The sequence below is a fragment of the Aeromonas sp. ASNIH1 genome (assembly GCF_002934285.1).
Lineage (GTDB): Bacteria > Pseudomonadota > Gammaproteobacteria > Enterobacterales > Aeromonadaceae > Aeromonas > Aeromonas caviae.
The window spans coordinates 2781041-2800137 of sequence record NZ_CP026228.1 but is presented as its reverse complement, the minus strand read 5'-3'; the positions used below and the strand labels follow the sequence as shown (position 1 = coordinate 2800137).

The 19097-nt window shown below is 60.2% G+C and carries 25 protein-coding genes; 13 read left to right on the top strand and 12 right to left on the bottom strand.

Features of this window, described 5'->3' with window-relative positions:
* The first annotated feature begins 191 nt into the window (after positions 1-191).
* Both C2U37_RS13725 and C2U37_RS13720 read left to right on the top strand, forming a co-directional pair.
* A complete protein-coding gene (locus C2U37_RS13725) occupies positions 192-599 on the top strand; it encodes a MarR family winged helix-turn-helix transcriptional regulator (protein WP_231082216.1) in 408 nt (135 codons plus the stop codon).
* Between the two features lie 26 nt (positions 600-625).
* Positions 626-1585, top strand: coding sequence for a YeeE/YedE thiosulfate transporter family protein (locus C2U37_RS13720; protein ID WP_103243971.1), 960 nt, complete (start codon positions 626-628; stop codon positions 1583-1585).
* 38 nt (positions 1586-1623) lie between these two features.
* On the opposite strand, the gene C2U37_RS13715 is transcribed toward C2U37_RS13720, so the two are convergent.
* Both C2U37_RS13715 and C2U37_RS13710 read right to left on the bottom strand, forming a co-directional pair.
* Entirely contained in the window at positions 1624-2055 is a 432-nt protein-coding gene (locus C2U37_RS13715; protein WP_232092758.1) for a DUF6314 family protein, read from the bottom strand.
* Positions 2056-2079: 24 nt separating this feature from the next.
* A complete protein-coding gene (locus C2U37_RS13710) occupies positions 2080-2568 on the bottom strand; it encodes a YkgB family protein (RefSeq protein ID WP_018429614.1) in 489 nt (162 codons plus the stop codon).
* A gap of 750 nt (positions 2569-3318) precedes the next feature.
* Between C2U37_RS13710 and C2U37_RS13700 the strand changes: the two genes are divergently transcribed.
* On the top strand, positions 3319-3813 hold the full coding sequence (locus C2U37_RS13700; protein ID WP_004099028.1) for a MarR family winged helix-turn-helix transcriptional regulator: 495 nt from the start codon (positions 3319-3321) through the stop codon (positions 3811-3813).
* Between the two features lie 396 nt (positions 3814-4209).
* Here C2U37_RS13700 and C2U37_RS13695 read toward each other — a convergent pair whose 3' ends face one another.
* The 3 genes from C2U37_RS13695 to C2U37_RS13685 form a co-directional block, all read right to left on the bottom strand.
* Positions 4210-5235, bottom strand: coding sequence for a zinc-binding alcohol dehydrogenase family protein (locus C2U37_RS13695; protein WP_004357654.1), 1026 nt, complete (start codon positions 5233-5235; stop codon positions 4210-4212).
* Positions 5235-5723, bottom strand: coding sequence for a peptide-methionine (S)-S-oxide reductase MsrA (gene msrA, locus C2U37_RS13690; RefSeq protein ID WP_045269765.1), 489 nt, complete (start codon positions 5721-5723; stop codon positions 5235-5237). Before msrA (C2U37_RS13690) ends, C2U37_RS13695 begins: the two co-directional genes overlap by 1 nt.
* Before the next feature lie 107 nt (positions 5724-5830).
* A complete protein-coding gene (locus C2U37_RS13685; RefSeq protein ID WP_103243973.1) occupies positions 5831-7063 on the bottom strand; it encodes a bifunctional alpha/beta hydrolase/OsmC family protein in 1233 nt (410 codons plus the stop codon).
* A gap of 231 nt (positions 7064-7294) precedes the next feature.
* Between C2U37_RS13685 and C2U37_RS13680 the strand changes: the two genes are divergently transcribed.
* From C2U37_RS13680 to C2U37_RS13645, 8 genes are all read left to right on the top strand, one after another.
* Entirely contained in the window at positions 7295-8170 is an 876-nt protein-coding gene (locus C2U37_RS13680) for a LysR family transcriptional regulator (protein WP_011191349.1), read from the top strand.
* A gap of 146 nt (positions 8171-8316) precedes the next feature.
* Entirely contained in the window at positions 8317-8760 is a 444-nt protein-coding gene (gene msrB, locus C2U37_RS13675; RefSeq protein WP_004099035.1) for a peptide-methionine (R)-S-oxide reductase MsrB, read from the top strand.
* 43 nt (positions 8761-8803) lie between these two features.
* Positions 8804-9301: a peptide-methionine (S)-S-oxide reductase MsrA gene (gene msrA, locus C2U37_RS13670; protein ID WP_004357647.1), complete on the top strand. Its 498-nt coding sequence runs from the start codon at positions 8804-8806 to the stop codon at positions 9299-9301.
* Between the two features lie 132 nt (positions 9302-9433).
* Entirely contained in the window at positions 9434-10138 is a 705-nt protein-coding gene (locus tag C2U37_RS13665; protein ID WP_004099038.1) for a glutathione S-transferase N-terminal domain-containing protein, read from the top strand.
* Positions 10135-11103, top strand: coding sequence for a magnesium and cobalt transport protein CorA (locus C2U37_RS13660; RefSeq protein WP_018716208.1), 969 nt, complete (start codon positions 10135-10137; stop codon positions 11101-11103). Before C2U37_RS13665 ends, C2U37_RS13660 begins: the two co-directional genes overlap by 4 nt.
* 91 nt (positions 11104-11194) lie before the next feature.
* Complete coding sequence (locus tag C2U37_RS13655) at positions 11195-11767, top strand: hypothetical protein (protein WP_004099040.1); 573 nt, start codon at positions 11195-11197, stop codon at positions 11765-11767.
* An 87-nt stretch (positions 11768-11854) separates the two neighbouring features.
* Positions 11855-12304 carry a hypothetical protein gene (locus C2U37_RS13650; protein WP_004099042.1) on the top strand — a complete coding sequence of 150 codons (450 nt, stop codon included), beginning with the start codon at positions 11855-11857 and terminating at the stop codon, positions 12302-12304.
* 106 nt (positions 12305-12410) lie between these two features.
* Positions 12411-12812, top strand: coding sequence for a RidA family protein (locus C2U37_RS13645; RefSeq protein WP_004099044.1), 402 nt, complete (start codon positions 12411-12413; stop codon positions 12810-12812).
* Positions 12813-12842: 30 nt separating this feature from the next.
* On the opposite strand, the gene C2U37_RS13640 is transcribed toward C2U37_RS13645, so the two are convergent.
* The 7 genes from C2U37_RS13640 to C2U37_RS25360 form a co-directional block, all read right to left on the bottom strand.
* A complete protein-coding gene (locus C2U37_RS13640; RefSeq protein WP_004357638.1) occupies positions 12843-14114 on the bottom strand; it encodes an MFS transporter in 1272 nt (423 codons plus the stop codon).
* Entirely contained in the window at positions 14102-14614 is a 513-nt protein-coding gene (locus C2U37_RS13635) for a DM13 domain-containing protein (protein ID WP_004357637.1), read from the bottom strand. Before C2U37_RS13635 ends, C2U37_RS13640 begins: the two co-directional genes overlap by 13 nt.
* Positions 14615-14617: 3 nt before the next feature.
* Positions 14618-15088: a TlpA family protein disulfide reductase gene (locus C2U37_RS13630; protein WP_011191345.1), complete on the bottom strand. Its 471-nt coding sequence runs from the start codon at positions 15086-15088 to the stop codon at positions 14618-14620.
* Between the two features lie 151 nt (positions 15089-15239).
* Positions 15240-15530, bottom strand: coding sequence for a DUF1330 domain-containing protein (locus C2U37_RS13625; RefSeq protein ID WP_011191344.1), 291 nt, complete (start codon positions 15528-15530; stop codon positions 15240-15242).
* A 62-nt stretch (positions 15531-15592) separates the two neighbouring features.
* Positions 15593-16024 carry a GlcG/HbpS family heme-binding protein gene (locus C2U37_RS13620; protein ID WP_004357630.1) on the bottom strand — a complete coding sequence of 144 codons (432 nt, stop codon included), beginning with the start codon at positions 16022-16024 and terminating at the stop codon, positions 15593-15595.
* A 73-nt stretch (positions 16025-16097) separates the two neighbouring features.
* Entirely contained in the window at positions 16098-16877 is a 780-nt protein-coding gene (locus C2U37_RS13615) for a zinc-binding alcohol dehydrogenase family protein (RefSeq protein ID WP_442778403.1), read from the bottom strand.
* Positions 16874-17107 carry an alcohol dehydrogenase catalytic domain-containing protein gene (locus C2U37_RS25360; RefSeq protein ID WP_442778402.1) on the bottom strand — a complete coding sequence of 78 codons (234 nt, stop codon included), beginning with the start codon at positions 17105-17107 and terminating at the stop codon, positions 16874-16876. The genes C2U37_RS13615 and C2U37_RS25360 overlap by 4 nt, the downstream gene beginning before the upstream one ends.
* A gap of 605 nt (positions 17108-17712) precedes the next feature.
* Between C2U37_RS25360 and C2U37_RS13610 the strand changes: the two genes are divergently transcribed.
* Both C2U37_RS13610 and C2U37_RS13605 read left to right on the top strand, forming a co-directional pair.
* On the top strand, positions 17713-18318 hold the full coding sequence (locus C2U37_RS13610) for a sulfite oxidase-like oxidoreductase (protein ID WP_033982388.1): 606 nt from the start codon (positions 17713-17715) through the stop codon (positions 18316-18318).
* The gene (locus tag C2U37_RS13605) at positions 18311-19063 is read left to right on the top strand and encodes a ferredoxin reductase (protein ID WP_033982390.1); all 753 of its coding nucleotides are present in this window, start codon (positions 18311-18313) and stop codon (positions 19061-19063) included. Before C2U37_RS13610 ends, C2U37_RS13605 begins: the two co-directional genes overlap by 8 nt.
* Positions 19064-19097 lie beyond the last annotated feature (34 nt).

Sequence of the window (19097 nt, the reverse complement as noted above, 5' to 3'; positions counted from 1 at the left end):
TGCATGCGGCGGTCATACATTTTCACACGCTTGAAGTCTATGCGCGAAGCATATATTCTTGCGGTATGGAGCCTGAGGTCGCCAAGTACCATTTAGGTGCACTCGCGTTGGCGGTTGCAGACAGCATCGCCAGTGTCTCGGCCTCGTTTTCACCAAGCGGCCCGGGGACCGCCGTGATGGTGTTACTCAGCATGGAGCCCGGACTGCCGATCAGCGTTTTGGCTACCTCGATCGGGCTTTCTCATGCCGGGACGGTGCGATTGATCGATAGGCTCGAGCGCGAACAGTTGGTGGAACGACGAAGACAAATCACCGACAGGCGGGCGCGCTTCATTCACCTCACCAATTCGGGGAAGAAGATAACGGACGCCTTGCTCAAGGCACGGGAGCAGGTGATCTCCGAATGTATTTCGCCCCTGTCGCCCAATGACCTCGACATTCTAGGCATGCTGTCGGAGCGGCTCCTTGTGGCAAACGGCTTCGACAAAGATGGCTCGGTCAGCCTTTGCCATCTGTGCGGCTACAGCAGGATCGCGCCTTCCCGTGGTAAAGCTAAGCCGGGGCGCTCGCCACGCTGGAACGTCGCATCAGAAGGCTGACGATATGATCAGGCAGGCTTGAAATAATGGGATCGTTTGCGCTCGAACTTCTTCTATGCGTACTTGCCTTCGGGTTCGGATATGCGGCGAACCAAGGCGGAACCTGTTTAGTGGTGGCCGCTCATGAGTTACACAGAAGACAGCCGCCGAAAATGTTCGTCGGATTTCTCGCAGCGTCGGCAGCGGCAGGCCTGGTTGCGGTCCCGATAGTCTGGACGGGAACACTGGGCGCAACACTCGCACCCTCGACCAGCATCAATTTCCTCCTGCTCATCGGCGCCATCGCCTTCGGCCTCGGCGCACTCATTAATGACACATGCCTGCTCGGATCGCTGGCGCGGCTTGGGGATGGGGAGATGCGACTTCTAGCTCTACCCTTGGGATTAACGATTGGTATCTTGGTTGCCGACCATGGCAGGTTCGGCTACGATTCAACATGGCCAAGCTTAATCTCCAAACCGAGCGCAACAGGCCTCGTTACTCTCCTAGCCTTCCTAGTTGTGCTCGTGCTGGCACTCGTTTTCGTTTCCACGAAGAGCGTTCTGCGAACAAAGCCGGGTTGGTCGTTCGGCGCTTCGATGATTGGACTCGGTATCACTGGCGGACTTCTATATGCACTCTCGCCGGCCTGGACCTTCGCAGACGTGATTCAACGCGCCCTTCCTCTCAGAATGTCGCCGGCCGGCGAGGTCGCGCTCACTGCGGTGATCTCTTCGATCGCAGGCGCCCTAACCGCCTCCTTTCGCCAAGGCAATCTGCGTCTCCAACTGCCGACAGCCAATGGCATTCTGCGATCTATCGTCGGCGGCACATTGATGGGTATCGGCATCGCGCTCATACCCGGCGGGAATGATGGGTTGATCCTCGCAGCGGTTCCGACTCTTTCACCTGGTGGGATAGTCGCCTACCTTCTGATGACGACGACAATCGTCTTCGGATTTGCAGCGCGTGGTAAGTTATTCCGGCGCTGCCTTTCACGGCCATGATAAGGGCAACAGAGGACTTGCCCTCCTGACATGAGCATTTATCCCGACCGGGAATATCGGCTGACTAGCTCGTATGCCTTTGCAGGCCCTTGGACCATGATGACCACTTCAAAGGCCGCCGGCCCCAGAATCCTGTAGGTTGCATGGTAGGTGTCGTCTCCGCAGGCATAGACGCCACTCGCTTCCAACCCGGTATCCGTCCGCGAGAAACTCAAGCTGAGGAACTGCGTCCCGATATGAGGTCCGTCTGCGAACTCGACGACAACACTGTCCTCGCTCAAGCGATAGCGATACTGCCGGCACGCGGAGAATACTCTGCCATCTGCCAGTGTGAGAATGCCGCTCTCTCGATAAGCGAGCGCGCCTTCGCCGAAACGGGCGAAGACCGCGTCGCCATGCAGCTGAGCGCCTCCGGGCTCGATATCGCGACGGAGCATCCATGCCCCGCGGAGGTTCTGCAGGATTTGCACGCCGCCGTCACGAGAGGACCACAGTCACGAGGGCACAAGCGCCCCTCTGTGGCGGACCGAAGCACGCAGCAGCACGAGGGACGCCGCTAGCAGAACTGCGTCCTTCAGTAGAAACTGCCCTGGTGCAGCCGAAATCGCAGGAAAGCCGCCGGCAGTCTGCTCCGCGACACCTGGAGTGGTGATGAAAAAGGTCAGCGTGATCAGATAGGTCGCTGCTGACATTAGTGCGCCTAGCGCAGAGAAGAGTGGACGAAATGCACCAAGGATCAGAACGAGACCGGTCGATAACTCGATAACGCCGATGAAATAGCTTTGCCCCTGCGTCCCGAACATGCCGAGCCAATTCATGATCGGGCTGTGTTCGATAAACGGGGCGATACCATAGGCCTCGTACGCTGTGAACTTCATCGCGCCGAACCACAGAAATACGATCACGAGAGCCCATCTAAGCAGGCCAAGATCCCTCCGACCGTGCTCGGGGACAAGAAATTCATAACGGTCGAAAATGCTCATCTAAAATTCCTCAACAGTGGTCCCGTGGGAACGTCACGAACGTCGTCTACGTGCTTCGGGCAGGCGTTGCAGTATATGCGCGACGCATATACTAATAAGCGAGATATGTCGAGCGGCTGGTTCGCGCTTCGCTGCCTCACGAAGCCATCCTCATCGGCGATGCCTTTACCCAGCAAACGCGCGACCTTTGCGGGATTTTGACTTGATGGGGCTGGCGCTCCGGGTGGGCCTATAGCCCGTTGGCAAACGTCCAGCCTGTACGGATGGACGCGGCCCTGGACGAGATAACCATGCCCACCGAAATCGTAGCAGCGATCGCCGCAATCCCCGACGTCGTGGAGCACGGACTGTTCCTCAATGGGATTGATACAATCGTGATCGCGCGCGGTGACACGATGGAAGTGCGACGCCGGGGGCAAGCTAGGTCTCGCTGATCTGCACCTGCGCGGCCTGGATGACAGCGCTGACGCGGAGTGATTCTCGGGCGCGACCTACGGCGATTCCGAGCGAAAAGGCTTGCCCTATAGCCGCCAGGTATCAACGGTTCCGCGGCCTTAACGAGCCGGACCCGTTTTTTTCGGCGCGCTCGATCAGTCGAAATCCTCCGAAACCCTTCTAAAACAGGACATTTTCCACAAGCCGCGCGGAGGAAGAGGACCACGGTATGGCTTGCTGTCTATGCTCCGCGCACATATAGATGTGGCAATGGATGGACCTCGAGATCGAAACATTTTCGGGGCGTTCGCACTCATGATCAGCGACGACATCGTTCGCGCTAGTTCATCGCGGGCGCCGGAAGCTGGACCCGCCGCCTCAGCGCTGGCGTTGCTCGCGCACAAGCCCGGGCTCTCGATCCGTATGCTTGCGATCGGGGTGGGCCTTTCACATGCTGGAACTGTTCGCCTGGTGGATAGATTGGTAAGCGAGGGATTGATCGAGCGTAGGGAGCATTCGACAGACGGGCGCGCGCGATCCCTCTATCTTACTCCAACTGGCAAGGTCGCGAGCGACGAGGTCCTGGCCTCGCGCGATCAAGTGATTGCCGAAGGGCTATCGATCCTTAATCCAGACGAACTGAAAACCTTATCGGACATCGCTGAACGCGTTCTCCGAAATCGCTTGGAAAACCTCGAGCAGTCATACCGCATCTGCCGCTTGTGCTGCTACGAGGGCTGCACGAACTGCCCCGTCGATGCCGAATTGCATGAGCGAGGTGTGGACCGCGAGAAGAACGACGACGCGTAGGAGACTCGCAATTGCGGCAGCTCAACGCTGCTCAGATGGCGGGGCTTCATAATGTCAGCGAGCCTACCATCAGCCGCATTCTTTTGGCTACGCGTCAAGCCGGCCGATCGGGCATGGCGGTCTCATTCTAATATGTCGGTGATCGCCCCACTTTTAGCCGCTCAATTGATCGGAACGCGGTTTCGGAAGCGGCCGTTCAAACCACTCGCTGCATTCCCATTTCTCTATGTCCGATAGGTAGTTTCGGGGAAAAGCAGTCGGGAACAGGTTTCGGGAACGCATGCTCCGGCAGGAGCGCAGCGCGCGTCCCAAACGCGTTTTCCCGGTAGAGCTTCCCAATCGGCAAAGTGCGGGCCACCTCAGACTGCGAACGCGAAAAACCGCCTGGCTGGTCACTCAAGGCAGGGTAACGACGATTTTCGCTGCGGATACACCCGCCTTCAGGGCTTCCAAGGCAGCCTGGAGCATTTCAAGGCCCTGGCCCACGATCTTCGCCGGAGGGGCGGGGACGAACGTGCGCGCCGCGAGAGCCTGCGGCAGGAATTCGCGGTAGATCATTGGACCAACCTCGTCATCCTTGAGGCTCGTCCCGGAGATGTGCGTCGCCTCGACTCCAAATGAACGCTCGTCGGGCGGGGCCAGCGTCGCTGCCACCCGGCGCGAGCCCTCGCATCTCGCAACTACGGCAAAACAGTCTTTCATGTGACCGGTCGCGTGAAGCGTTCCAGCGAGACTGCGCCCGCGCATTGCCTCAATCACGTCTTCCACAATGGCTGGACTCGAGTGGTCAAGAACCTCGCTTGCACCCAGCTCCTTCAACAGGCCGACGTTGCGCGCCGAAGCGGTGGCGACGCACCTGTAGCCCGACGCCACCGCGAGCTGGATGGCGTTGCAGCCAACGCTCGACGATCCACCCCAGACCAGAACGACCTCTGGACGCGCGGTCGGCGAGTGTAACGGTGGCGCGAGAGCCAACTGTGTCCGTCCGTAGAGCCCGCTTGCGGCGGTGCCAAGGCCAAGCGGGAGGACTGCCGCATCAGCGAAGGCAATGTTGTTGGGGATCGGCGCCGCCATGTGGTCCAGCACGATCGTGTGGTGCTGGAACGCACCCTGCGCAGGTTGATTTACGGTTGTCCCGACCGCCTGTCCGATGACTCGATCGCCGACCTTGAACCGCTCGACCGCGCCACCGACCGCCGCGACCTCACCGGAGACGTCGCTGCCGAGAATCGCGGGATAGTCGAGCCATGGCAAAAGCGCGACGTCCTGCAGAATCCAGTCGAGTGGGTTGATCGCGATGGCCGCGTTGCGGATCAATATCTCGTTCGCCGCCAGATGCGGCAGAGCGGTGACACCGATCCTCAGTGGCTGCCCCGGCGCTTTCTGCCAGGCGGCCTGATTAGTCACGGTTTCGGTCATCATCAACTCTTTCTGTCAAGTATTACAGCTGGGCGTTCGTCTGAGCGGTCCAACCGCCAGGTCGGGCGCACGAAGTGGCAGCTATAGCCCCCAGGATAGCGCACCAGGTATTCTTGGTGCTCTGGCTCCGCCTCCCAAAAGGGTTCTTCTGGGTTGATCTCCGACACGACCGGGCCTGGCCAGCTTCCTGATGCCTCGATTTCCGCGATGGTTGTGAGGGCGACTTCCTTCTGCACTTCGGTGGTGTAGAAAATCGCCGATCGATAGCTCGGACCGACATCGCTGCCTTGTTGCTCGTAGGTCGTGGGGTCATGTATCTGGAAGAAGAGTTCCAAGAGCGAGCGATAGGCGAGAACGGAAGGGTCGAAGGTCACTTCCACTGCTTCCGCATGGCCGTAATGTCTCGCGTAGGTCGGATCAGGCATTTCTCCGCCTGTGTAACCGACACGCGTCGAAATGACTCCCCTGGCTCGGCGCAGCAAATCCTCCATGCCCCAGAAGCAGCCGCCTGCGAGAATTGCTCGCTCTGTCGCGGCCGCCCTATTGCCGGTAGGCGATTGGCTCACAGTCCGTTCGCCCTCCTCCGTGTGCGCCACGGTCAAGCCAGCCTCGCGGGATCCGCAGCCTGACTGGCGCTCAAGAGCTCGGTCTGCACGTCCGAACCCCGGATGAGACTCAGATCGACGGGACACCGATCAGCGATCGCGAGGATCCGAGCGCGCTGATCATCACTCAGCGGCCCATCGAGGACAATGGTGCGGGTGAACCGGTCGGGTGGCATCATGTCCGGCACCTTCTCGTGCTGCACGGTCGTGCTCGCCCGTTCGAGCGGAAAGCCCTTGCGGTTCGCATAGAGACGCATCGTCATCACCGTGCAGGCTGCGAGGCCGGCAGATACGAGCTCGTAGGGAGATAGTCCGGTCCCGAGGCCACCGACCGATGCTGGCTCGTCGGCGAACAGAGTGTGCTCGCCGCTGCGGACCTTGAGCTGGAACGTCCCTGCAAGAGTTTCGGTGGCGACGACGCCCTCCGCAACCTCGACCTGCGGAAGATCCGCCGTGAGTGGTGGGAGAAAGCGGCTCGCCCAAACCGCCACCATGGCCGCAGCGTAGTTCGCGTCCGCGACGTCGGTGAGAAGGTGATCCGCGTTGTCGAGCGAGATGAAGCTTTTAGGGTGCCTGGACGCGACGAAGATGCGCGACGCGTGGTCGATGCCGACCACCTGATCCAGCGGAGAGTGCATGACCAGCACCGGCCGTCGCAGGGAGGCAATGGCCTTCTCGACGTCGATCCCCTCAACCGCCTCAAGGAACCCTCGGCGAATGAGGAAGGGCCTACCGGCGATCTCCACCGAGGCCTCGCCCTCGCTCGCGATGGTGTCCAGATCATTCGGTCCGAAGAGCCGCAAGATATGCTGAAGGTCGGCCGGCGCACCAATCGTCGCCACCGCCGCAATATCAGGCAACTCGGCCGCGGCTACGATCGCAGCGGTGCCACCCAGGCTGTGCCCGACAAGGAGGGAGGGTGACATACCCGCCGCCGCCATCGCCTTTGCGGCAGCCCTAAGGTCCTCGACGTCCGACGCGAAACTCACAGGTTCCCCCGACCCACCGCTGATCCCGGTTCCGGCGAAATCGAACCTCAAGACCCCGATGCCCGCACGCGACAGCGCGCGCGAGATGTAAACGGCGGCGCGACTGTCTTTCCCGCAGGTGAAGCAGTGGGCGAAGATCGCCCAGCCCCGCGGCGTTCCCTCTGGCGGTTCGAGGTGCCCGGAAAGCTGAGAGCCAGCTCCACTCGCAAACGTGAATGTTGTTTCTGCCATGTCCATCAAACCTCCAGCTCGCGGCTTGGCGGTTGCGCTCTCAGAACCTTCGACGGAGCTGAGCGGAGCGCACCGCCAACCGGTAATCGTCATCTCAGGCTATCATTTATATGTCTGGCGCATCATATAGACAAGCCCCTATACCATGATTATATGCGCCAAGCATACTTCTGCGACCTGCTTTCCAAAGGCGGTCTCACGGAAGAGGTATCAGTCAGGCGCGTGGGCCAAAGGACTATGGAACTCAATCAAGTCAGCTATTTCATCAACTTGGCCGAGACGCTGAATTTCACAGCGGCCGCTCGCTTGAGCGGTGTGTCACAGCCAAGTCTGACCCGCGCGATCCGCCGCTTGGAAGATGAGCTTGGCGGGCCGCTGATCTATCGCGACGGGAAGAACAGCCGCCTGACTGGCCTTGGCCATGACGTCGAGGCAGAATTCCGGCGCATGGTGGTCGCGATGAAGAGCGTTCGCAATCACTCGGAGCACTGGGCGATGGGGGGGCACCGCGTGCTGGATGTCGCCGTCGCGCCCACCGTCGGACCAAAGGAATTTACGGCATTCTTCGAGAGCGCATTGGCGGAGATGCCATCCATCGAAATCAAGCTGCACTCGCTCCAGTCGAACGAGGACACATCGGAGGTGCTTTCAGGAAAATACCACGCGTGCATCATGCCGCGTGAAACAAGACCGGAACGCAAGCTGGATGTGCATCCTCTATTTCGGGAGCGCTTCGTGCTCGGCTGTTCTGCAAACCATCCCTTGGCTGCCAACGAGATCGTGCGCGGCGAAGACCTGCTCGAGTTTCCTTTCGTCGATCGCCTGAAATGCGAGTTTCGCGATCGGATCCTCGATCACTTCGCGCGACGGGACTTGCTCATGCGACCTCGCTTTCGATCAGATCGCGAGGACTGGGTGCAACGGGTCGTCGCTGACGGCCACGCCATATGCATTCTTCCGGAACGATCGCCGACCGTGCAAGGCCTCGTCACTCGGCCGATCGACGGATTTGTCTTGGAGCGCGAAGTCGTGATCGCGACAGTATCCGGCTCCACGGCAACGGTCGAGATACGGAACATCGCGCAGCTGGCAGCCCGGTATGAGTGGAACTGAATCACGACGTGAAGAGCTTCGGCGCTATGGAAACTATACGCGCAGCGTATTGGATAAATCTGGGGCGCACTGCTATAGTCGGCGCAATGACTGCAAAGATAAATGACAGTGTGTCGAGCTCTCTAGATTAATTATTGGAGACTATCATGAAGTTTGAGAAGTCACAGGCAGCAGTTGACCGCCTGACCCCCGAGCAACGCCGGATTACCCAGGATTCGGGGACCGAAAGGCCCTTCACGGGTGAGCACAACGACAACAAGGAGCCTGGCATCTACGTCGACATAGTGTCGGGAGAGCCGCTGTTCGCTTCAACGGACAAGTTCGATTCGGGTACTGGCTGGCCCAGCTTCACCAAGCCGATCGTTCCGGCAAACGTGAACGAGGTGCGGGACAGTGCACACGGCATGGTCCGGACGGAGGTCAGGTCGGTACACGCCGACAGCCATCTGGGCCACGTTTTCCCGGACGGTCCTTCCGACCGCGGCGGTCTGCGCTACTGCATCAACTCTGCGTCCCTTCGCTTCATCCCGCGCGACGAGATGGAGTCCGAGGGATACGGTGAATATCTCGATCAAGTAGAGGAGGCTTAACATGCATCAGCGCGCTGTTCTCGCAGGAGGATGTTTCTGGGGCATGCAGGATCTGATCCGCAAGCGGCCCGGCATCATCTCGACCCGTGTGGGTTACACGGGCGGCGATATTCCGAACGCCACGTATCGTAATCACGGCACGCATGCCGAGGGGATCGAGATTGTCTTCGACCCGACAGTGACGAGCTACCGGCACATCCTGGAATTCTTCTTCCAGATCCACGATCCGACGACGCTGAACCGCCAGGGCAATGATCGTGGGCTCTCCTACCGGTCGGGCATCTATTATGTCGACGAGGAGCAGAAGCGCGTCGCCGAGGATACGATCGCCGATGTGGATGCCTCGGGGCTGTGGGATGGCAAAGTGGTGACCGAGGTCCAGCCGGTCGGCGAGTTCTGGGAGGCCGAGCCCGATCACCAGGATTATCTGGAGAAGCGGCCGGGCGGCTACACCTGCCACTTCGTCCGTCCCGACTGGGTTCTTCCAAAGCGGCATGAGGCCGGCGATGTGAGCCCTGCGGCCGGGGCTGCAGCGGAATAGGCTTCGCTGCCGTTAGTGCCGCGCCGATCCGGTTCGCAACCTCCGACGACCGCGTCAATCGACGCGGTCGTCGAACCCGGCCTTGAAGCAGATCATTCCATTCAGCCGCCGTCGCAGTGCCAGGATCCAGATATGACAGACCTCTCCTCCTTTCCCATCACGCAGCGCTGGCCAGCATCTTATCCGGATCGCTTGCAACTATACGCGGCCCCCACGCCCAACGGCGTCAAGGTCTCGATGATGCTGGAGGAGACTGGCCTGCCGTATGAGCCCCACTTCGTCGACATCTCGAACAACGAGTCGAAGGATCCAGCGTTCGTGTCGTTGAATCCCAACGGCCGCATACCCGCGATCATCGATCCGGCTGGCCCTGACGGCCAGCCCATTGGCATATGGGAAACCGGTGCGATCCTCATCTATCTGGCCGACAAGACGGGGCAGCTCATCTCAACAACACCCGCCCAGCGGTACGAGACTCTGGCCTGGGTGTTCTTTCAGGTGTCGGGCGTTGGGCCGACCTTCGGACAGCTAGGCTTTTTCCTGCGATTTGCCGGCAAGGACTATGAGGACAAGCGACCTCGGCAGCGCTTTGTTGATGAATCCAGGCGTCTTCTCGGGGTCCTGGATCACCGGCTGGAGGGCCGCGAATGGATTGTCGATGATTACTCGATCGCGGACATTGCGACGTTTGGCTGGGTGAATGCGCTGGTCGAATTCTACGCAGCGGGCGACATCCTCGGCCTAAGCAGCTATTCGAACGTGCAGGCATGGCTCGAACGCGGGCTGGCGCGACCGGCTGTACAGCGTGGCCTGCGAATTCCTGCGAGGCCTGCATGACCATTATCGCCGCATATTATTACAACGAAGGTAAGCGAGTCCGTGAAATCAGGCTCGATGAGCACGTCGAACTAAACGAGAATCGCTCGGGCTTCTGCTGGATCGCGCTTAGCGAGCCCACCGCAGACGAACTCAGCGCGATCCAGACGACGTATAACCTCCATCCTTTGGCGATCGACAACGCCATGCACCCGCTGTGCCCGCCCAAGCTCGAGGTCTACAACGATGAGTTGTACGTCGTCGCCCAGACCGCCGAGCTGGTCGGCGACCGGATCAGCTACGGCAAGATGGCGATCTTCACCGGTCACAATCACCTTATCACCGTGCGGCACGGCAATGCCGGAGCGCTGGGCAAACTTCGGGAGCAACTCGAGGCATCGCCGACGCAGTTCGGCAAGGGTGTCGACTATGTGCTGCACGCGATCTTGCACCGAGTGGTCGACCAGTATCTGCCCATCTTCGAAATGATCGAGGACGACGTCCTGGCGATGGAGCGACGGTCGCTGCACGATTTCCTCGGGCCAGAAGAGGTGGCGCGAATCTTCGAACTAAGGTCCGAACTCACGCGGTTCAAGCGCACGCTCGGGGCTATGGCCGAGCTGGTGCGAAAGCTCGTTCGCGGCCACTTTCCCTGCCTCAGCGCCGAAATGACACCATATTTCCACGACGTCGCGGACCATGTCCACCGCGTGCAGTCCATGGTCGACGGCCTCCTGCTTGTCCTGTCCACGGTCTTCGAGGCCAGCAGCCTTCTGGAAGCGCAAAGGATCGGTGTGGTCACTCGCCAGCTCGCGGCCTGGGCGGCGATCTTGGCGGTCCCGACGGCGATCGCCGGAATATATGGCATGAACTTCAAGCACATGCCGGAACTGGACACGCCATATGGCTACTTCGTCGTGCTCGGAGTGATAGCGGTGTTCTGCCTTCTCCTATTCATGCGCTTCAAGAAGGCCAAGTGGCTATGAGTAACGCACTTCGCGAGCTTCTCCGTCCGCCGAGTCACAGCGCGCTTTGTGCGCGAGCGTGTCCAATCCAGTTCAAGATGAAGGTGCTTCCATGACCTCCCAGGTGACCGACGTTCTAGAAGCAGTCCAGTCATTCATCGCCAAAGGCTATGACCGCGAATACCGCGTCAAGGACGGCAATCTCGTCGATCTCGAACTAGGGTCAACCCTCGATGCATGCAGCATTCGCGTCGATGCGGCGTTGCGCCTCGAGAGCGGGGACGACGGCGAAGATGCCTCCAACATCTACGCGATCACCGATCCGGCGACAGAGCATAAAGGCCTGTTGATCGACGCCTTCGACGTGTTCCACGAAATCTGCCCCCGCGACTTGTCCGAGCGCCTTGTGGCGCATCGGGAAACAGCACCGGCAGGTGACCAGGACGCGCCGAGCAAGCACGGACTACGGAAAGTCTACAAGAGCGAGTTTCACAGCGATCCCGAGCGTTACGTTCTGCGCGAGGGCTTTCCAGACTTCCCGCCATGCCCTTTCGGCCAATCCTTCAGCATCCTCGGCTTCGATACCGCCGAGCAGGAATATGTCTGGCTCGTCACGAGCATCATTCGAGATCCTCGGCTGATCAGGGTTCCATACCAGGGCGAAGACGTCATCAGCGACGAATAGCGGTGTCGCTTAGCCGGAAAGGCTGGCCTTCCTGGCCCACACATCTGCAGGCTGAACTTTAAGAACATCGAAAATTAGGAGGTGATTATGGACTGGAACAAGGACCACATACGAGAAACTATGCTCTTGCTGGAGACAGCAGCGTTGCACAGCGCTCGCGAAAACTACCTGGACTATGTCTCTACCGCTCGGCTCGATCGGAGCGAACCGATCGAAAACGACGAACTAGCTCAGGCCGAGGTCGCGAGCGACTTCGCTGAAGCGCTCGATGACACGCTCCATGACTACGCCAATAAACTCGAAAAGCTCAGGACGATCGATTTCGGCCCCAAGTTGGCCGTCAACGAAGGCGCTGTCGTCAAGCTGTCCGGCCGCCACTTTGTGATCGCGGTGTCAACGAGCAAGTTTACCTGTCAGGGGCGTGAGCTCATGGGCATTTCCACGATGGCGCCGATCTTCGAAGCGATCGAGGGTGCCCGAGCCGGGGAGACCGTGCAGTTCAACGGCCGGGACCTCACCGTAGAAGACGTGGAATAAAGCCCTCCACCGCAGCCGGCGCGCTAGTGCCGAACGCCCTGCATCTCTTTCTGCATGCATACGGTCACTTGCAGCCGCGTTGACCTGGCTCATCAAAGGCAAACTCATGACAACACCTTCATTCTTCATCACCCCCGGATACGGGACGCGCCTGCATGACGCGCTTCATTATTCTCAGGCAATGCGCATTGGTGACCGCGTGGAGATCTCCGGACAGGGCGGATGGAACGACGATCTCGTCATTCCGGAGTCGATTGAGGAAGAGATCGAGCAGGCGTTCAAGAACGTGGAACGGACGCTCGCGACCGCCGGAGCACGCTGGCCGCATGTGGTCCACGTCAATTCCTATCACGTCGGTGGATTCCCTCCCGTGATCAACGAAACAATGGCCAAGCTGTATCGCCACTACATGCCCGACCGCGCTCCAATCTGGACGCAGTTGGGAATCGAAGCGCTGGGGCTTCCAACCATGCGTATCGAAATTCGCGTAACAGCTATCATCGCCTGACCCCGCGGTTCGTGCAGGCGCCGTGCCGCGCTAATCCCGCACGCCCTGCGCCCGCTTCTCCATGCATATCATCGTATCGAGAGATCCGGTTATCATCGGCGTGCTCGGAGAACGGGGGGCCGCCTTGGCCTGGTTGGCGCGCCTCGGCTGCCTGCGGGCGATGGCCAGCACTGCCAGGAGCGTGAGCAACGCCGCCGCATAAAGGAACAGGCCGCCAGGGCCGACGATATTCATTGCAGCTGCTCCTATTAGGGGGCCAGCGGCTGTCCCGATCCCGTTGAGCAACAGAAGCCCGCGCGCGGTGCCGAGTAGCCGACCGGCCGGAAGATCGTCGTTTGCGACGGCGAGACACAACGAATAAATCGGGATGCCAAAGCCGCCGAACAGCGCACCTGCCGCAAGGAGCAGCGGCAGAGGCGCTTCCACCGCCAACGCTACGCCGATGGCAGACGCTGCGGACGCCAGCGCCGCACCGGCGATGACAAGATTCCGGGGCACTCGATCCGAAAGCCAACCGAGTGGCCAATGGAAGGCGAGCGTTCCACCAAGAACCGCAGCCATGAAGGCGGAGATACCGCCCACATCGAGGCCGATGCTCTGGGCGAAGTTCGCGCCCATGCCCCAGAAACCACCGATAGCCAGGCCGGCCAGGAAAGCGCCAGCCGCAGCGAGAGGTGATACGAGGACGAGGTCCCTGAACGCGACCCATTCCTGTTCCACCTGGGCCGGCGGATGACTGGGCAGCAAGGTGATCGGAACCACCGCCGCTGATATCAGCAGCGACACGATGAGGAACAATGTCACGTCGGCGGGCGGTGCGATGTTGAGTAACGCCTGCCCGATTGCCCATGAGCCCATAGAGACAACTCCGAATATCGACAGGAGCTGCCCGCGTGTGGATGGCAATGCGTGGGCGTTGAGCCAACTCTCCGTTGCGAGGATCATGCCCGCGTAGGCGAAGCCGGTAATCAGGCGAAGCGGCATCCAGGCGATCGGCTCCACGAACGCCACATGGAGAAGGGCGGTCATCGAGGCAATGGCCGCGAAGCCGGCGAAGGTTCTGACATGTCCCACGGAGACGATGATCGGTGGCAACACGAGCGCGCCGATCGTGAAACCCGCGAAATAGAAGGACATCATCGCGCTGATCGCGCCGGTCGAGAACCCCTTATGGCCGGCTCTCACGATCAGGAGCGTGCTCAGCAGGCCATTGCCCAGCAGCAGAGCGGCGACGCTCAGCAGCAGCGCCGCCACCGGCGCGAGAACGAGGCCGCGCTTGCCCGCCGACCTCATGGTATCCATCGCCGGGCTCGTTCTCGGGCCTGACTTGAGGGTTGATACTCTGCCGCACTGATGAACTGGTCGAATGCTTCGCACCAGATGACGACCGTGTTGTAGTCACGGACATCGATGCCGGCAGGCACCTCGACGATGAAGCCGTTGAACGTCTTCACATCGCCCACGCGGACTGATCTGTCCTTGATTAGGAGAAAGGCCTCCTTCGTGTCGACGAAACGTGGTGCGAGGTAGAGCTTGTAGTCGGGACCAGGGGCGAGGCGCCCGATATGGGCGATACGGTCGCGCGAGACCCGGATCTCGCCTTCCCCCCAGTGAAGCAGGTCGCTGCCTTTGAGATCGCGGGCCAGACGCCCTGCGTAGAGCGTCTCGGCTGAGATGGTCCGCAAGGCCGCCGCGTCCGGGGCCTGGGGGGCGGTCAGGATCGGCAGCGTGTAGACACCGCCCGCGAAGCCCATGGCGAGCATCGCGAGATGGGTGGCAATCAGGATGACCCAGCGCCGCATCGGTTACACCAGCTCCAGTCCCTTCACGAGCTGATCGGCGTCGAGATGGAAGTCCGAGAATACGATGCGGCCGCCAGCGTCCATCACGGAGAACCAGGGCGTTCCCCGCGTGCGGTAGTCCTCCATGAAGGTGGGAAGCGTCGCGCCGGCAGGTGGCTCGTCCTGACCGAACGCGACAGGAAGCGCATACTTGAGCTGGTTCACGCGCAGCTTCTCGAAGGTGTTCTCATCCGCTCCTTCGAAGACGGTCTGGATCACCGCGAAGCCCACGCCCTTGGCGCTCAATGCACCATGCAACCTTTGTAGCGTCGGAAATCCATGCAAATGGCAGCCACGGCACCAGTGCTGGAAGGCGAAGAGGACTTTCGGGCCGGTGCCGAGATCCGACAGCTTGAGCGGCGCGATGCTTTCTCCATCCGCGCCAATCCATCTCTGCACCCGCAGCTCGGGGGCTTGTCGTTCGTCGACGCTCATCTGATCCTCCAATTCCGATGCAGAAGTCCGATGAGTGGTCGCGTGTGGCGATGGCACGCGAACCTCACCGCCTTGATCCCCTACAGGTTGTAGGATGCGAGTTCGCCGACCGATACCTCGTGGCCAGCCCCGCCGTTCTTCCGTCGGTGTGTCACCGCCGCCCCTCAATGACAAAGGCGCGATAGCGGGAACCGGCAAAACGGTGCGCAGCGATGGTTTGGTAGGCGGGGCTATGATACCAATCACGGGCGGCCTGCATCGTCGGGAACCGCAAAATTACGGCCCCTTCGACGGGCGGCCCCTCCAAATGCTCCATCGCGCCATAAGCGGCGAGAAAGGTTACGTCGTGGCCATCGAACGATGGGCCGACGCCTGCAGAATAGGTTGCGAGTTCTTCCGGATCGGTGGTTTCTTCGCGGGTGAAGACGACGAACGCTTCCATCTTAAAGTCTTTCATAAGGTCGCATCTGCAGGCCACCGCCGCTGGCGATGGCCTTAAAGTCGTCAGGCTGGCAGCTCGAACCCGATTTTCGTGAGTGCCTCGACGCACGCATCCTGATCCTGCTGATAGTTGCCTCCGGAGATGCCGATCCCGCCGATCAACTTCCCGTCTTCCAGGATCGGATAGCCTCCGCCGACAGCGACCATCCGGGGGCGATAGGCCAGCGGCGCCACTTTTGGATCGTTCGAAACATAGTCGTTCCAGACATGGGTGGGGTACCCAAACGAGGCGGAACTCCAAGCCTTGTCGATGGCAACATCGACGGTGAGAAACGGCGCGTCATCAGTGCGCTCGAACGCGCGCAGGTTACCGGTGGCGTCGACGACGGCGACCGCAGCCGGGATGCCGATTGTACGTGCCGCGGCGATCGCCGCGTCGATGAGGGCGACGGCGGTTTCGCGGTTGATCGAGGCGGTGGCAATGGATTTCGTCATGAAATTTCCTTCGCCGTGGCGTAATCCGTCCGGCGTTCTTGAGGTTAGAAAAGACGTTCGGCGGTGGCAGTCATCAGAAGCCTTCGAGGACAATCTTGCCTCTTGCCGCGCCACTTTCGATCAGTGCGTGCACCGTCTTCAGATTGGCGGCATTAATTGGCGACAATTTTTCGGTTAGCGTCGTGCGAATTTTGCCGTCGTCCACCAGCACCGCCAGCGAATTGAGGATCTTGCCCTGCTCATCCATGTCGGGCGTGCCGTAGAGCGACCGTGTGAACATCAGCTCGTGGTGGATCGACACTGCCTTGCGCTTGAACAGCATGACGTCGAGCGCCTTGGGATCGTCGATGAATCCGAACCGTCCTTGCGGGGCGATCAGTTCGGCGATGTCGGATGCATGCTGCTCGGTATGCGTGGTCGAGAACACGAAAGCGGGAGCGCCGATGTTGAGCTCGGCAATCTGTGGCGCGAGCGGCCGAGAGTGGTCGATGACATGATGAGCCCCAAGCCCTTTAACCCACTCCTGGGTTTCCGGCCGAGAGGCGGTGGAGATGACGATGAGATCCGTGCGCTGTCGAGCGATCTGGATGGCGATCGACCCGACCCCACCCGCACCACCGATGATGAGGATCGCCGCCGCCCCGGGAACGGGCTTCGTCACGTCCAGGCGATCGAACATGGCTTCCCAGGCCGTCAACGTCGTGAGTGGCAGCGCCGCCGCTTCCGCCCAGTCGAGCGACGCGGGTTTACGACCGACGATCCGGGCGTCGACGAGATGGAACTCCGCATTGGTGCCAGGCCTTATGAGCGATCCGGCATAATAGACCTCGTCGCCTACCGCGAACTGCGTCACGTCGGGCCGACCTCTTGCACGATCCCGGCCGCATCCCATCCCAGCACTTTCCAATCGCCATCAGCGGGCGGCGTGCTGCTGCGGATTTTGTAGTCGACCGGGTTGACCGAGACAGCCTTCACCTCAACCAGGATATCGCCTCCTTCAGCGACAGGCCGAGGCAGATCAATGTCGACCAGAGAGGCGTCCTCGGCGATGGGTCCCGGAACCTTGTAACCAACGGCTTTCATCGGTGTCTCCAGCTTGCTGTATCCTGAAGTCTTATCGATCAGATCGAAATTTCTTCCGAAATATACTCAGGATTTAAAGATTTCGCGTGTCAGACTATGAAGGTATGCGCGCAACATATCCAATAGCGGTACGACATAGTTTCCATACCTCGGAGCCGGATTCAGAAGTTTATCGAAAATAGCGGTTTATTGCTGTTCGGCGGGTGAGCATCCGGATGGAGGCGATAAGCGCCCAAGCGGTTGAGGAGTCGACCTCTCAGCGGTCGCGTTGGCAGGGGCGATCTCGCCCGCCGGTCTCACACCAACGTTGGCAAGCGACGGCGTCCGCTCGAAATCCGCTGACGGGGATACGCCTGCAATGCCGATTCGAAGCTATCGAAACTATAGCTACAGGGTATTGGGAAATCATACTGGACTGACGCTATAGTCTTCACGCATAACCACGACTCAAAATGGTCCAACACTTTTCTCTACGCTAATAGAGAATCCGGTATTCTGATTTTCAGTGAATTGGCTCGTTCGGCGGTTGTGCGCGCAAAGATCTTTTACAGAATTCTGAACTGAATCAGGTTCTGGTCTGTCGTGACAAGCAAGGGGGTTTCGCTATGGTCACCAGAGGTTTCACAGGCCGCGGTCCAGGCGGCGACCAGTCCGATCGGATACCGCCGGGTCAGCATCTCGTGGAGAATTTCCCTGTTCTGACGGCCGGGCCAACGCCGAGCGTGGAGCCCTCCGATTGGAAATTCACCGTCAAGATCGGTCCGAAGCCCGTCAAAGTGTGGAACTGGAGCGAGTTCAACGCCCTACCGAAGACCAAGATGACCCGAGACATTCACTGCGTCACGTCCTGGTCCAAGCTGGATACCGCCTGGGAGGGCGTACTCATCGAAGACATCCTTGCAGATGCAGGGCTCGATCGGCCCACCGATTTCGTCTTGGCGCACTGCTACGATAATTACTCGACAAACGTCCCGCTGGCGGATCTGCTCTCCGGGAAAGCGATGGTCGCCCTCAACTATGCGGGCAAGCCGCTTCCCCGCGATCATGGAGGGCCGGCGCGTCTTCTGGTTCCGCACCTTTACTTCTGGAAGTCCGCCAAATGGGTGAACGCGCTGCAATTCACAACGCGTGACGAGGCGGGCTTCTGGGAGCTGCGCGGCTATCACATCTATGGCGATCCGTGGCGCGAGCAGCGCTACACCAATGACTGAAAACGGCGCGCAAATCGCGTGGCAGTCATGCGTGATCGACGAAATCGTCCAGCAAACCCCGAGTATCAAGAGCTTCTTCCTTCGGTTGAGCAAACCGTTCGCGCACATCGCAGGGCAGCACGTCGATGTCCGGCTGACCGCGCCCGGTGGCTACAGTGCGATGCGGAGTTACTCGATTGCGTCTTCGGCAATCTCGTTCCCGACGGTCGAGCTCGCTATCGAGCGCCTGCCGGATGGCGAAGTTTCGCCGTTCTTCCACGATGTCGCGGCGATCGGAGACGAAATCGAGCTTCGTGGTCCGCTCGGCGGCCATTTCCTATGGCCTGAACCTGCCATAGACCCAGTGCTGTTGATCGGGGCAGGCTCCGGCCTCGTGCCGTTGATGGCGATGATCCGGCAGCGCCGCGCACTAGCCCAGGTCGTGCCGACAGCGCTGCTCCTGTCCGCACGAACCGCTGAAGACGTTCTCTTCTCAAAAGAGCTTCATTCCATCGAATGCAGCGATCCGGCATTCGCCTTGGCGCTGGCAATTACGCGCGAGAACCCGATCCGCGCATCGGACTTTGCGCGACGGATCGACGGCGTGATGGTCCAAGAAGTTCTGGCCCGGCTTCACCGAAAGCCCACACAAGTATTCGTTTGCGGGTCCAACGGTTTCGTCAACATCGCGACCGAGGGCGCGCTGCTGGCCGGCCTGGACCCCTCCATTGTCAAAACCGAGCGCTACGGTGTTAATGGCCATTGACATACGGCGGCTAGCGGCGCAAGCTACTTCGCGT

Excerpts from the sequence above, each read along its gene's own strand:
- C2U37_RS13695 (WP_004357654.1), bottom strand. The coding sequence starts at position 5,235 with ATGATGACCGAAACCGTGACTAATCAGGCCGCCTGGCAGAAAGCGCCG.
- C2U37_RS13655 (WP_004099040.1), top strand. The coding sequence starts at position 11,195 with ATGACCTCCCAGGTGACCGACGTTCTAGAAGCAGTCCAGTCATTCATC.
- C2U37_RS13645 (WP_004099044.1), top strand. The coding sequence starts at position 12,411 with ATGACAACACCTTCATTCTTCATCACCCCCGGATACGGGACGCGCCTG.
- C2U37_RS13725 (WP_231082216.1), top strand. The coding sequence starts at position 192 with ATGGAGCCCGGACTGCCGATCAGCGTTTTGGCTACCTCGATCGGGCTT.
- C2U37_RS13610 (WP_033982388.1), top strand. The coding sequence starts at position 17,713 with ATGGTCACCAGAGGTTTCACAGGCCGCGGTCCAGGCGGCGACCAGTCC.
- C2U37_RS25360 (WP_442778402.1), bottom strand. The coding sequence starts at position 17,107 with ATGAAAGCCGTTGGTTACAAGGTTCCGGGACCCATCGCCGAGGACGCC.
- C2U37_RS13635 (WP_004357637.1), bottom strand. The coding sequence starts at position 14,614 with ATGCGGCGCTGGGTCATCCTGATTGCCACCCATCTCGCGATGCTCGCC.
- msrB (WP_004099035.1), top strand. The coding sequence starts at position 8,317 with ATGAAGTTTGAGAAGTCACAGGCAGCAGTTGACCGCCTGACCCCCGAG.
- C2U37_RS13710 (WP_018429614.1), bottom strand. The coding sequence starts at position 2,568 with ATGAGCATTTTCGACCGTTATGAATTTCTTGTCCCCGAGCACGGTCGG.
- C2U37_RS13625 (WP_011191344.1), bottom strand. The coding sequence starts at position 15,530 with ATGGAAGCGTTCGTCGTCTTCACCCGCGAAGAAACCACCGATCCGGAA.
- C2U37_RS13630 (WP_011191345.1), bottom strand. The coding sequence starts at position 15,088 with ATGAGCGTCGACGAACGACAAGCCCCCGAGCTGCGGGTGCAGAGATGG.
- msrA (WP_045269765.1), bottom strand. The coding sequence starts at position 5,723 with ATGGAGGATTTGCTGCGCCGAGCCAGGGGAGTCATTTCGACGCGTGTC.
- C2U37_RS13700 (WP_004099028.1), top strand. The coding sequence starts at position 3,319 with ATGATCAGCGACGACATCGTTCGCGCTAGTTCATCGCGGGCGCCGGAA.
- C2U37_RS13660 (WP_018716208.1), top strand. The coding sequence starts at position 10,135 with ATGACCATTATCGCCGCATATTATTACAACGAAGGTAAGCGAGTCCGT.
- C2U37_RS13680 (WP_011191349.1), top strand. The coding sequence starts at position 7,295 with ATGGAACTCAATCAAGTCAGCTATTTCATCAACTTGGCCGAGACGCTG.
- C2U37_RS13620 (WP_004357630.1), bottom strand. The coding sequence starts at position 16,024 with ATGACGAAATCCATTGCCACCGCCTCGATCAACCGCGAAACCGCCGTC.
- C2U37_RS13640 (WP_004357638.1), bottom strand. The coding sequence starts at position 14,114 with ATGGATACCATGAGGTCGGCGGGCAAGCGCGGCCTCGTTCTCGCGCCG.
- C2U37_RS13685 (WP_103243973.1), bottom strand. The coding sequence starts at position 7,063 with ATGGACATGGCAGAAACAACATTCACGTTTGCGAGTGGAGCTGGCTCT.
- C2U37_RS13665 (WP_004099038.1), top strand. The coding sequence starts at position 9,434 with ATGACAGACCTCTCCTCCTTTCCCATCACGCAGCGCTGGCCAGCATCT.
- C2U37_RS13720 (WP_103243971.1), top strand. The coding sequence starts at position 626 with ATGGGATCGTTTGCGCTCGAACTTCTTCTATGCGTACTTGCCTTCGGG.
- C2U37_RS13650 (WP_004099042.1), top strand. The coding sequence starts at position 11,855 with ATGGACTGGAACAAGGACCACATACGAGAAACTATGCTCTTGCTGGAG.
- C2U37_RS13605 (WP_033982390.1), top strand. The coding sequence starts at position 18,311 with ATGACTGAAAACGGCGCGCAAATCGCGTGGCAGTCATGCGTGATCGAC.
- msrA (WP_004357647.1), top strand. The coding sequence starts at position 8,804 with ATGCAGGATCTGATCCGCAAGCGGCCCGGCATCATCTCGACCCGTGTG.